General features: G+C 33.5%; 11 protein-coding genes and 1 tRNA gene. All 12 read left to right on the top strand.

Annotation, left to right across the window (positions count from 1 at the left end; translation table 11 throughout):
- Positions 1-23: 23 nt before the first annotated feature.
- The 12 genes from OOK99_RS05425 (at position 24) to OOK99_RS05370 (ending at position 13,340) form a co-directional block, all read left to right on the top strand.
- Positions 24-1,325 (top strand): sugar phosphate nucleotidyltransferase, encoded by a 1,302-nt coding sequence (locus tag OOK99_RS05425; RefSeq protein WP_264719654.1) that lies wholly within the window; start codon positions 24-26, stop codon positions 1,323-1,325.
- 116 nt (positions 1,326-1,441) lie between these two features.
- Positions 1,442-2,671 carry a lipoprotein-releasing ABC transporter permease subunit gene (locus OOK99_RS05420; RefSeq protein WP_264719652.1) on the top strand — a complete coding sequence of 410 codons (1,230 nt, stop codon included), beginning with the start codon at positions 1,442-1,444 and terminating at the stop codon, positions 2,669-2,671.
- Complete coding sequence (locus OOK99_RS05415; protein ID WP_264719651.1) at positions 2,664-3,395, top strand: hypothetical protein; 732 nt, start codon at positions 2,664-2,666, stop codon at positions 3,393-3,395. The genes OOK99_RS05420 and OOK99_RS05415 overlap by 8 nt, the downstream gene beginning before the upstream one ends.
- The gene (locus tag OOK99_RS05410) at positions 3,392-4,612 is read left to right on the top strand and encodes a tetratricopeptide repeat protein (protein WP_264719650.1); all 1,221 of its coding nucleotides are present in this window, start codon (positions 3,392-3,394) and stop codon (positions 4,610-4,612) included. The genes OOK99_RS05415 and OOK99_RS05410 overlap by 4 nt, the downstream gene beginning before the upstream one ends.
- A 159-nt stretch (positions 4,613-4,771) precedes the next feature.
- A complete protein-coding gene (gene atpG / locus OOK99_RS05405; protein WP_264719649.1) occupies positions 4,772-5,644 on the top strand; it encodes an ATP synthase F1 subunit gamma in 873 nt (290 codons plus the stop codon).
- Positions 5,645-5,654: 10 nt separating this feature from the next.
- Positions 5,655-6,989 (top strand): TldD/PmbA family protein, encoded by a 1,335-nt coding sequence (locus OOK99_RS05400; protein WP_264719648.1) that lies wholly within the window; start codon positions 5,655-5,657, stop codon positions 6,987-6,989.
- 174 nt (positions 6,990-7,163) lie between these two features.
- Complete coding sequence (locus OOK99_RS05395) at positions 7,164-7,415, top strand: cold-shock protein (RefSeq protein WP_264336822.1); 252 nt, start codon at positions 7,164-7,166, stop codon at positions 7,413-7,415.
- A gap of 34 nt (positions 7,416-7,449) precedes the next feature.
- Entirely contained in the window at positions 7,450-8,676 is a 1,227-nt protein-coding gene (locus tag OOK99_RS05390; RefSeq protein WP_264719646.1) for a DEAD/DEAH box helicase, read from the top strand.
- A 297-nt stretch (positions 8,677-8,973) separates the two neighbouring features.
- Positions 8,974-11,253, top strand: a complete 2,280-nt coding sequence (locus OOK99_RS05385) for an AAA family ATPase (RefSeq protein ID WP_264719645.1) — start codon at positions 8,974-8,976, stop codon at positions 11,251-11,253.
- A gap of 56 nt (positions 11,254-11,309) precedes the next feature.
- Complete coding sequence (locus tag OOK99_RS05380) at positions 11,310-12,308, top strand: molecular chaperone DnaJ (protein ID WP_264719644.1); 999 nt, start codon at positions 11,310-11,312, stop codon at positions 12,306-12,308.
- A 58-nt stretch (positions 12,309-12,366) separates the two neighbouring features.
- Positions 12,367-13,263: a class I fructose-bisphosphate aldolase gene (locus OOK99_RS05375; RefSeq protein WP_264719642.1), complete on the top strand. Its 897-nt coding sequence runs from the start codon at positions 12,367-12,369 to the stop codon at positions 13,261-13,263.
- Between the two features lie 5 nt (positions 13,264-13,268).
- Positions 13,269-13,340, top strand: a tRNA-Cys gene (locus OOK99_RS05370).
- Positions 13,341-13,373 lie beyond the last annotated feature (33 nt).

Genomic DNA, 13,373 nt, shown 5'->3' with positions numbered 1-13,373 from the left:
CAAATAATTAATATCTTAATTAAATGCGCCCTGTAATACTGTGTGGTGGTAGTGGCAGCAGACTTTGGCCTCTATCTAAGCCAAAGCAATTTCAGAAAATATTTAGTCAGAATACTATGTTTCACAACACTTTGTTGAGGCTAAAAGGCGATTATATGCCACCCATCATTACCACAAATATACAATATGAGTCATTATTGATGCAGGAATTACATTCATTACAGGAATGTAAAGTAGTTTTTGAACCAGTTAAAATTGGGACAGCGGCAGCAACACTAATTGCTGTGCTTCTCTGCGATAGGAACGAGACAATCTTAGTTCTGCCTTCAGACCATTTTATAGGTGATTTGAATAGTTTTTATGTTTCTATTGAGAAAGCGTCTAAGCTAGCCTCTGAAACTGACTCTATAGTCACTTTTGGGGTAAAGCCTCATGAATTCAATTCTGAATACGGCTATATAAATGCAGTATATGGTCAGAAAGAAAAATGTCATATAGTAAAAGATTTTACAGAAAAACCCGAGCGTAAGGTAAGTAACGATCATTATTGGAACTCTGGAATATTTGTGTTTAGAGCAAAACGCTATATAGATGAGATAAAAAAAATTGCTCCGACTCTCTATAATTTATGTTGTGAAAGTATGAAGCATTTTGTATCACGAGAGAGATTTCTGTATTTAGAACAGCAAAATTGTGCAGGAATGGGTGATACATCTATTGATCACCTAGTGATAGAAAAAGCAGAAAATATTGTAATGATAGAAGCCAATTTCGATTGGATGGATGTTGGCACTTGGGGTTCAGTTTTAGAGTTAAGTAAGAGATTTAATAAGAATTTTGAGTCGTTTCAAGCTGTAACCAAAGGAAGAGAGCCAGTTTTGATGACAGAAAATGATGCAAAAAATTTACTAGGTAGAGTTTATAAACGGCCAAGTAAGAGCCTAATGTTGTTCATTAATAAAGTTAAGGAAGTAAAGCCAATAAGGAAAGAGATTAAGCCATGGGGATTTTATAGTGTAGTTTTAATGGGCAAGGATTTTCTTATAAAATACCTTTTTATAAATCCACTGAGCTGCACTTCTAAGCAATTTCACCACTATAGAGATGAGTACCATATAATACTATCAGGGGTTGGATGCGTGAGTTTAGATGACAAAACATATGCTATAACAAAAAATCATGTAGTAGAGATTCCAAGGAAGGTGTTTCATAAAATTGAGAATAAAAGTACAAGATTTCCTCTTGAGATAGTTGAGTTTCAGGTAGGAAAGTTTTTATCTGATAATGATATAGTAAGATTGGACGATATATATGGAAGGTCTTAATATAGAATATTGAATATATTCTATAAGCTTGCTAAATTTAGACAACCTAATTTGAGGTAAAGGAAAAATTACAGTTATATGAAGCATAAAAAGTATGATATTTAAATCTTAGTATAATGTCTATTGCCTTTGAATTTACTATGGCTATTCGCTATTTGCGAGCAAAGAATTCTAGATTTTGCTCTATAATGGCCTTGTTTTCTATTATTGGTATTGCTCTTGGAGTTGCAACGCTAATAGTAGTAATGTCTGTAATGAATGGGTTCAGAGCAAAGCTGCTCGACTCTGTACTTGGCATTAATGGTCATATTAATGTTTACTTTGATAGAAGCATAAATTCAGATTACCACGCAGTGTTAAAATCTATTGAGAAAATCCCAGGTGTATTAAAAGCTACTTCTATGACCAATGATCAAGTGATCGTTGCAGCAAATAGTGGAATTGTGGGTAGCGTAGTCCGTGGTGTGTCAACTAAAGACTTACTTAATAATACTACCGTTAAGAATAATGTAATTATGGGTAACGTGGAAAAATTCGATGAAGGTATCATAATAGGGGCAAGATTAGCAGAAGCTTTGAATATTGATTATGGTGATAACATTATGCTTATATCACCTGAAGGATTTGACGCATTGTCTGGTGAAATACCAAAAATTAAAGAATATAAAGTTGTAGCAATATTTGATATGGGTATGTTTGAGTATGATAATACTTTGGTGTATATGCCCATAAAGTCAGCTCAAGCTTTTTTTAATTATAAAGATAATGTGAGAAGTATAGAAGTGTTTGTAGATGATATTGCTATGGCTAATAAGCTAGCAAACGCTATAGCAAAAGAAACAGGAATGAGAGCTGAAAGTTGGCAATCTCAGCAAAGCCATTATGTTAATGCTTTAAAGACTGAAAGAAATGTGATGTTTTTAATTCTTACTTTAATTATAGTTGTAGCAGCATTCAATATTGTTTCAAGTTTGATGATGATAGTGCAAGAAAAGAAATCTGCAATTGCAATTATGCGTACGTTTGGTGCAACAAGCGGAAGTATTATGCGCATATTTTGTGCTTGTGGATTGCTCATTGGTTTCACAGGGACTTGTCTTGGCTCTATTATAGGGGTTGTTTTTTCTCTCAATATTGAAAATATTAGAGTGTTTTTAGAAAACATTACCAACATCAAGCTGTTTGATCCCATGATATACTTTTTTTCAAGTTTGCCAGTGATATTAGTCTCTCAAGATGTAGTGAACATTTCTGCGCTTGCATTGTTCTTATCATTTTTAGCGACAATTCCTCCTGCATTGCAGGCAGCTGCGCAAGATCCTGTGGAGATATTACGTTATGAATGATACTTGGAAAAAATGCATAGGTTGGTCCTTAATTATATTGTTGTTTGTTAGCTATATTGCAATAAATAACATAATATTTTTTAAAATAAACCAACAAGAAAGTGAAGGCAGTATGAATGTTTTAACGGAAAAGATAGATGAACTTAGAACGTTGCTTGAAGTGAATCAATCTAGGGTAGAAAAAAGGATATTTGACTTAAAGAGAAATCTGCACACTCAATGTGAGCAAGGTGATGGTAGTTTAAGGCACAAGAACCTTGCAAAGTTGCTGCTACTTGTGATTAAGATGAAGAATTCGTTATTGCGAGAAGTGAAGTTTGATAATCATATAAATTCAATAAAGCCTTTGATATCAGAGCTTGACGATCCAGAAATAGAAAATGCAGTAAATGAATTGGAAAATTTGAAAGAGGTAGATACTTTACGCGGGTTGAAATTGTCTTTTGAGAAGAACATGACTGTTATTAACTACAATAAAAGTAACTTGTTTAAAAAAATCATTTCAAATTGGATAAAGATAGATGATCGTAGTGATCCACTCAGGTTAAAGCTTGCGGAAATTGAAGAATTAATAAGCGATAATGATTGGCAGAGCATAGCCACCGCAATAAGTGACTTAACATACCCAGAATTCAAACCATGGCTTAATAAATTGAATGATTTTATTGTAGCTTTCAAGAATACTTCAATAATATATCGTCACTTATTACAATACATCTCATGATTTATTTTATAATTTTTGCTTTTTCGTTTTTATTTGGCATATGGATCAAGGTAAGTGGTGAAGTAATAAAATTGGAATTAGGCAATTACACTATAAGTATTGATCTATATTTCGTTATTCTTGCTTGCGTAGTCTTATTATTTTTATTGATTGCAGTTGCACGTTTTTGTTCTTCTATTTCATCAACATTTGCTAACATAAAAAATAGAAGAAGAAGTAGGGAAGAATTGCTTCTCTTTGAAGCTTTCTTTAGCTTAGACTTAGGTAATATAGAGAACACCAATAAGCTAATTAAAAATCTAAATGAAGAAAGTGGTAAATTATCTTTAGTAAAGCTCTTTAATTCAGGTAAAACGGGAAATTACAGCTTTTTCAGCCATAATTTAACGAGTATTGCAAGTAAAAATCGCAACTTAGCTCTACTTCTGATCAATAAACTGATTATTCACCTAAAGCAAGAAAGGTTAGTCTTTCAAAAATTTATAGAATATTGCTCTAGTTCAATTAATGATAAAATTTTGTCTATTCCCTTTCAAATAGAGCATTGTATATTGCAAGAAGATTGGATAAATGCAATTTCAAAGTTAAAGGAAGCTATCAAATTCAATATTTTTCTTCCCTTTGATCGTAAAAAGATGTTAGCGGTTTTTTATTGCGCTTTAGCAAAGCAATACGAAAGTAAAGGAAGTTTTTACAAAGCTATAGATTATTTAGCTAAAGCACAAAGTTATTATGCAACTTTTCAGCCCATCAATTATTTAAAGGCAGAATTATATATCAAGCTTGAAAAAATCAAAAAAGCTTCCACAGTATTAGAGGAAGAGTATAGAGTAAATCCTACTCCTCAATCAGCTAGAATGTATATCAAGTTAAATAATAAAGGCGCTGAAAGACTATATAACTTACGCCCTGATTATTATTTTAGTTATTGCTTGCTTGCTTTGTCTTCAATTAGCTTGGGGAAATATGATCTTGCAAGTCAGCATTTAGATATTGCTATGAAAAAAGCTAATTACATATCAATCTACCTTGTTATGGTACAGCTCAAGATTATGTTGCAAGAGTATGATCAAGCAATTTATTGGTTAAACAGGATGGACTCAGAAGCTGTGCCTGATCCAGGTTGGAAATGTGCTGATTGTAATAAAGAGCTAAAGCAATGGGATTATAAGTGCTCAAGTTGTAATAGTCTTAATTGTATTTACCTTATATTATAAGACTCCATAAGGTGTGATACTTTTACATCGAGATTGCTTTAATATATCTCAAAACAGTAAATCTGTGAGTTTCTTAGTTAGGTTTGACTCCAATGTCAAAAAAACTTGTTTTTAGACATTACCAGTTATATATTTTAATAAATTAGAATTATATACAAAATGAAGAGCTTAAAGGAATTATCCTTAAGAATTAAAAATATTAAGTCTGTGCAGAAAACCACGAAAATAATGCAAATGGTTTCTGCAGCAAAATTATTACAAAGCCAAAAGAAATTATCAAATTCAAAATTGCATATATCTAAGCTGCATAGCATTATTTCTTCACTAGCGCTATCAGCGGATCAAGAGTTACTAGCAAGAATTCTAAATATCAATAATGAAGATTCTTTCCTAGTATTTATTATTGCATCTGATCGTGGTTTATGTGGCAGCTTTAACTCCTCTGTTGTTAAATTCAGTCAGGAGCATATAAACAAATTAATTGCAAATGATAAGAAAGTAGACATTGTTTTTTTTGGCAAGAAAGCTTTTGAGGTAGGTAAAAATAGATTTAATTCTAAAAATATCTTGAAGGTTGAAAATAGTAAGGGAATCACACTAAAGCATGTGGAAGCTTTGGTTAGTGATATAGATCTAAGTAAATACAATAAAGTTAAAGTTTTTTATAGTAAATTCTATAATACCTTCATGCAAAAGCCAATATTAGAAACAATAAAACCATGGAGTAAAGACTCATTATTAATTGATAATTCTGTAGTTAGTTCTCTAACAGATTACAGCTATGAGTATGAACCACAAAATATTGAGTTTATTTTAAAATCTTTGACTCAAGATTATGTTATAGCTGCTCTTTATTCTGCTTTACTTGAAAGTGCAGCAAGTGAAAATAGTGCTAGGATGGTTGCTATGGAATCAGCAAATAGAAATACAAAAGAAATGCTAAATAAATTAGCGTTACTTTATAATCGCTCTCGTCAAGCAGCAATTACAACTGATTTGATTGAAGTTATAAGTGGTGCAGAATCTTTCTGAGGAATAAAAAATGAGTATATTAAATATTGCAGCGGATATCACTAAACTAATAAAAAAGCAGAATCAAGACGCAGAAGTTACAATATATGAAACTAATAAGACCTCGATTTCTCAGCTTCTATCAAAAATTGAACAAATATCACAATCTAGAAACTGTACTGTCGGAATTAGAGCTATAGCAGGTAAGAACAAAGCTGCGTATATTTCCACAAATGATTTGAATAATCTTAGTAGTGCAGTGAGCCAAGTGGTGGAAATGGCAAAGAATGCCCAGGAAGATCCTTATATTAGTTTTGCTGTAGATGGCAGTAATTATATCTCTTCTGCAGATTTAAATATCTCAGATAATAATGTTGTAACAATTGATAAATTAAAAGAAATTACTGAAGCTACAGAAAATTCAGCTCTTGCACATAAAAATATTATTAATTCCGAAGGAGCTTCATCTTCACATACTTCAGTAAATACAGTATTATCAACCGTTTCTGGTTTTGTTGGTTCATTTAGTAAGTCAACTTTTGTTAATCAGGTTTCTGTTGTTGCTGGAGAAAAGAGTGAAATGAAAATAGGCTACGATTACGATGTAGCATGCAACTTCAGTGATTTAAAAACACCGGAGTTAGTAGGGAAAGAAGCAGCAAAAAGAGCAATAGATCAATTGGGTTCATGTACAATCAGGACAGGCAAATTTCCGGTTGTTTTTGAAAAAAGAGCAGCAAAAGAGCTAGTAAAGAGCTTTGCTTCTGCCATAAATGGTAGCAATATTGTAAATAATAGCTCTTTTTTGAGAAATAGTTTAAATAATCAAATTTTTAATACTGAGATTAGCATTATTGATGACCCATTGTTACCAAGGGGTATAACATCAAGACCGTTTGACGGAGAAGGAATAATGAGCAGAAGAAATGAATTTGTAAAAAATGGAGTACTGCAAAACTGGATTTTAGATCTATATTCGGCTAGGAAATTAAACTTGGAAACGACCGCAAATGCAACTCGTGCAAGTAATGCTGCAATTATTCCTTCAGCTAGTAATTTCTATTTCAAAAATGGTAATAGATCGTTTAAGGAATTAATTGAGGAAGTAAAAGAAGGAATATATGTAACTGATTTATTTGGTTTTGGTGTTAATTTAATCAATGGCGATTATAGTCAAGGTGCATGCGGATTTTTTATAGAAAATGGTAAAATAACGTATCCAATACACGAGATTACTGTTGCCGACAATTTGAAAAATATGTTTAGCAATTTAGTTGTTGCAAATGACCTAACTTTCTGTGGGCAGTTTAATTCACCAACGATTAAAGTTAGCGAAATGACAGTAGCAGGTTCACTTAGTGATTAAAAATTTTAGTTGCATTAAGTACAATAATTGTGTACTATTACTATGTAATGTTAAGAATAGACTATGGAGTATAGAAGTTTAGTTGCAGTAACTAAGCTTAAAGCATTCTAAATCGTAATTTCAAAGTTTTTCATCACATTAATAATATTAGTTAGTAGTTTAGGAGTTATCCATATGGAATTTGGTAATATAAAATGGTTTAATGTTGAAAAAGGCTATGGTTTCATCAAGCCAGAAGGTAAAGGTGAGGACGTTTTTTTACATGTTAGTACATTAGAACGTTCAGGAATAAGACCTGATGCACTTCGAGGAGAGGATAAAAAGAGAGGAATGAAAGGGGAAAGAGTAAGTTATGAGCTTAAAGAAGAGCGTGGTAGGAACGGAGAAGATAAAAAGTCTGCAATAAATTTAAGATTGGAAGATTAGTCTATCGTGAAGCTTTTTAATAGGGTAATGTATTGTGAGTAATTTTCATGAAATGGGGCTTCCAACTTTGCTTAGGCAAGCTCTAAGTAAAAATAATCTTTGTGTTCCAACCCCGATTCAAGTGCAAGCGATTCCTCTAGCTCTTCAGGGCAAAGATATTCTTGGGTCTGCTCAAACGGGAACTGGAAAAACCTTAGCGTTTGCTATTCCACTGGTTGCTAAATTGATGAATGAGCCAAGCATTGGTTCAGCTTTAGTCATCGTGCCAACCAGAGAGCTTGCTCATCAAGTAACAAGTGAGATAAGAAAACTCTTATCTCAAAGTTCTTTACTAAGAGTTGCTTTGTTGATCGGAGGCGAGCCTATTTTTAAGCAGCTAAATCAGCTTCAGAAAAAACCACAAATTATAATAGGTACTCCTGGTCGTATTATAGACCATATTGAGCGTAAAACTTTAGTTACTCGGAATGTTGATATTCTTGTGCTTGATGAGACGGATCGTATGTTTGATATGGGCTTTGGAATTCAGATTGAAGAAATTATGAAGCATTTGCCTAAAATAAGGCAAACTCTTATGTTTTCTGCAACTCTTCCTGGAGAAATAGTAAAACTTACTGAAAAATATCTTAATCAACCAGAGCGTGTTTCTGTTGATTGCCAGGCTACAACTTCTGTAAAAATTAAACAAGAAGTTGTTTATGCATCAGAATCAGAAAAATATGGCAAGCTTGTTACACAATTATGTCAACGCAAAGGATCGATCATTATTTTTGTCAAAACAAAGCGAGGAGCGGATCAGCTAGCTGACAAATTGCACAAAGATGACTATAGCGCTTTGGCAATTCATGGTGATTTAAGGCAGCACAAGCGTGAAAGAGTCATTGATTCTTTTCGTCGTGGCCGCAATCAAATCATGGTTGCAACAGATGTTGCTTCTCGCGGCCTTGATATTCCGCACATTCAACATGTTATCAATTATGATGTACCACAATCGCAAGCTGATTATGTTCATCGTATAGGTAGAACTGCACGTGCGGGAGCTGAAGGATTTGCATTATCTTTTGTTACACCTCAAGATAAGAGAAGACTGCCTGCACTAGCAGATAAAGAAGGAGAGCCAAATTTTGATTGTAGTATGCAATCTCAAAAACGTAACAGCAAAAAGATCTTTAAAAGGCCAAGTACGTTAAAGGCTAAATACGGTAGAAAAAAGATCAATGTATTTAAGAAGAAAAGCAGAGTACTAGAAAAAGCGTATTAATGTACTTAACTATTCTTCTATTCTTTAAAAGCTCCAGTAAACTTGCTGCAAAGTGAAGTGATTGGAGGATGGTAGAAAGAATATATAGCTAGCCCAAATTAGATTTACCTACAATTTGATAATCTTAATTCTTCTGCTTATAACGTTTTGAGATTATCACAACGGTATAATGTTAGGCTGTGTGGACTATAATCTGTAGCTTAATTCAATTTGGCTACAACGAGCTGCTAGATTTCAGTTTTTTTAATAATTGTGTGCTACTAATTATATATAAATTTACACTTTTAAAGAGAATAGATGATTTCTAAAAATTTAGAGGCAAGTTTAAATAGAGCGTTACAGATTGCTTCTGATTGTAAGCTTAAATATGCAAAAGTGGAACATTTGTTGCTAGCATTAACCAAAGATGTGGATGTAAATTATGTTTTATCAAGATGTAACATCAGAGCTGGTGAAATCATAAATATAGATAATATTATATTAAGGAATGATCGTGGTAATAATACAAAAGGTTTTTTACAAGACAACTCCGAATTAACTGTCAATAAAGTTGAGCCTGATGTGCTATTTCAACGCATAATACATAAAGCCATGATACGAGCTCATCGTCTGGGAAGAAAAGAAATAAATGGAGCAAGTATTCTATTAGAGATTCTGTCTGAGCAAGATTTATACATTGAAGAGCTATTACGCAAACAGAATGCAAAGGATTCTAATTTGATTGATAATATATCTAATATAAGATATTCAGATGATGTAGAAGAATACATAGCTAATCGCAAGATAAAACTTGATAAAAATAACGATATCTCTACTGTAGCAAATAAAGGTGAATTATTAAAAGATGAAGAAGTTCTACAAAATTATTGTAGAAATTTAAATGATTATGCAAGAAGCAAAAAAATAGATTATGTCATTGGTCGTGATTATGAATTAAATCGCACTATAGAAATCTTGCTAAGACGCAGAAAAAATAACCCTTTATATGTCGGAGAACCAGGTGTTGGTAAAACAACAATAGTTGAAGGCTTGGTATTGAAAATTATTGAAGGTAGTGTTCCGAGTGCACTGAGATCCAGCATAATTTATGCTTTGGATTTAGGATCACTTCTTGCAGGAACACGCTATAGAGGTGACTTCGAAGAGAGAATAAAATCTATAATAAAAGTAATTGAGGCAAAACCTGGCGCTATTCTTTTCATTGATGAAATACACACTATTATTGGAGCAGGTTCAACAAGTGGCAGCTTTCTTGATGCTGGCAATCTGCTCAAACCTGCACTTGCAAGAGGTACATTGCGTTGTATAGGTGCAACTACATACAGAGAATACAGCAATAGTTTTGAAAAGGATAAAGCATTAGCAAGGAGGTTTCAAAAAATTAATGTAAAAGAGTCTTCTATTAATGATACAGTAAAGATACTAGATGGTATAAAGCATTACTATGAAAGGTATCATGGAGTATATTACACGAAACATGCCATTAAATCTGCAGCTGAACTTTCACACAAGTATATTACTGGGCGAATATTACCTGATAAAGCAGTTGATGTTATAGATGAAGCAGGGGCGTATTGTAAGTTACAAAAAAACAGGCGAAAAATTATAAACAGTAGAGATATTAAGAATACTATCACTAGGATTACAAACGTACCTTGCGAGCTTGATGATGTGCAAAGAGTAAAATCTTTGAAAGAAAATCTCAAGAAAGCCATTTTTGGTCAAGAGCAAGCGATAGAGTCTCTTGTTAATTCTATTAAAATTGCTAAATCTGGTCTGAGAAGTTACAGTAAACCCTTGGCAAATTATCTTTTTGCAGGACCAACTGGCGTAGGTAAGACTGAGCTTGCAAAGAAATTAGCACAGAATATGGGTATGAACCTTATACGATTTGATATGTCCGAGTATATGGAACCTCACACAATATCTAGAATGATTGGTTCCCCTCCTGGATATGTGGGTTACGACCAAGGTGGATTGCTTACAGAATCTGTATCTAACAATCAATATAGTGTGGTACTTCTTGATGAAATTGAGAAAGCTCATAGTGATATTTACAATATATTACTACAAGTCATGGATTATGGTTATGTTACAGATACTTACGGGCGTAAAGTTAATTTTTCCAATACAATTTTAATTATGACAACCAATGCAGGTGCATTTGAGCGTAGCAAAAGTTCTATTGGCTTTGGGTATAAGGACTTTAATATTGGTGATAGCGAAAAAGCAGTAGAACGGATTTTTAGCCCTGAATTTCGTAATCGCTTGGATGCAGTCATTTCTTTTTCTGACCTCAATTTAGATGTCATTTTGCACATTGTGGATAAATTTATTCAGGAATTAAAAAAACAACTTGTGCAAAAGGGTATAAGCTGCTCAGTGGAAGAAGAAGTAAAGTCTTATCTTGCGCAAACAGGTTATAGCAAAGAAATGGGAGCACGCCCAATAGAGAGGCTGATTGAAAAAGAGATAAAAAGTCATTTGGCTGAAGAAATACTAAATCGTCGATTAATTAAAGGAAAGAAATTAAGGATTTATATTGGTAAACACGGAATTGCTTTTGATATAGTTTAAATTCTTGCTTGAGTATTAAATTTGTAGTATAGTCACTATTTTTTAATGAGGCTATAGTGGCAAGTTTAACCAGAAATCAATATTACAGTAATCAAGATTTACAGAACTTATTTTCAAGGCTGGGAATAAAAGCAGAAGAAGTAATAAGCCAGGAGTTTGATGATGTACTTAAGTTAGTTGAGCGGCACTTTAGAAGAGCTTCATTAAAATGTCACCCTGATAAAGTAGTAGGAGAGAAAGAGAAAAAAATAGCTGAAGAAAAGTTTAAAAAACTTAGTGCAGATAAAGATAAGCTAGAGAAATATCTTAACGACTTAAAAGCAGCTGGCATATCTATAACATTACAGCGAGAAGTGCAGGAAAAACAAAGGAGAATCAATGAGATTCTATTGCGTAGAGAGAAAGCTGTGAATAGAGCATGTTTATTTTTTATATTAGCAAATGTGGTACTTGGTCCGTCGCCTCAAGTCAAATATTGCTTATCACAACTTGCTAACAGTGGCAAAGTGCAAAATATTGCTTATAAATTTTATGCATTCAGCATCGGAGTTTGGCCATGGTTATTTATTATATCCTTTTGTAGTATTATCTATGCAGCAAGTAAACAAAGAGGCTCACAAGAAGGAAATATGGATAGATTCAACCGAAGGTTTAATTTACTTATTGCTGCTGGTAATTATGTGATATGTATTGCAGTAGCGTTTGCTGTGTGCAGTTTAGCATCGGAAATTGCACAAAATGGCTGGCCTGTTCAATATGGAACAATGCTGATAGTTAATTTGGCATTGGATTTATTATTGATTGCTTTACTTAGAACTTTTACGAAAGCTTCTGAATTATATAGTGAGCACTGCATCCAGCGTTTATACGAAGAAGATGCAGAATTTAGCTACAAGGAAAAGTTTGCATGGTATGACTATAAATTAGTGCTTATGCCGCTCATTCTTCCTATTGTTAAAATGTATTTTGAAGATTTAATTCAAGAAAAACCACAACAGCACACCACCGATCCTAAAGTTACACCTTTAAATATAGGTGTAGGAGCAAGAGTATAAAAAGGTCTTTGCTTCAACTATAGTTTTTGCTACACTTTAAGTAAATTTGAAGATATTAATGAGTGAAGAAGTAAAAAAAATCCTAAGTTATTACGAAAGTGAAAATCCTGGAGTAAAAGCAAATCTTGCTCGTATTCTTATGCATGGAAAACTTAGTGGAATTGGCAAGTTAGTAATTCTTCCTGTAGATCAAGGATTTGAGCATGGGCCAATAAAAAGTTTTGAAGTTAATCCTGATGCTTACGATCCGCATTATCATTTTCAGCTTGCAGTTGATTCGGGAGTAAGCGCATATGCTGCTCCGCTTGGTATGATCGAAGCTGGTGCTTCAACTTATGCTGGAATGCTACCACTTATTTTGAAGCTTAATAGTGCTAACTCCTTGCACTCGAAAAACTTAACTTCTGATCAAGCAATAACTGCTTCTGTAAAAGATGCGCTGCGTTTGGGTTGCGTAGCTGTTGGGTTTACTATATATCCTGGTTCTGCTAAGTGCTTCGATATGATGGAAGAAGCTCGCGAAATTATAGCTGAGGCTAAGTCTTGCGGCCTTGCCGTAGTGCTATGGTCTTATCCACGCGGTGAAGGAATTTCCAAAGAAGGCGAAACAGCGGTTGATGTTATTGCCTATGCTGCGCACATAGCAGCTTTACTTGGCGCTAATATAATCAAAGTAAAACTTCCAATTAACTATTTGGAAAGGGAGAAAATAGAAACAGAAAATATTGAGTCATTATCTAAAAGAATTGAATATGTTAAAAGATCTTGTTTTGCAGGGAAAAGAATAGTAGTTTTTTCTGGTGGCGAGTCGAAATCAGTGAATGACATATGCAATGAAGCGAAAGAAATTAAGCAAGGCGGTGGTAATGGTTCAATTATCGGGCGTAACACTTTTCAAAGAAAAAGAGAGGATGCTTTATCTATGCTAAAAGATATAATGGATATCTATGCATAAAAAACGGCTGGGTGGCAGAATGGCTTATGCGGAGGACTGCAAATCCTTTTATACCGGTTCAATTCCGGTCCCGGCCTCTTACTCCAATTAGATCGTTTTTTCTTCTGAAA

It is taken from the genome of Wolbachia endosymbiont (group B) of Eucosma cana (assembly GCF_947250645.1).
GTDB lineage: Bacteria > Pseudomonadota > Alphaproteobacteria > Rickettsiales > Anaplasmataceae > Wolbachia.
This window is presented reverse-complemented; position numbering and strand designations above follow the sequence as displayed.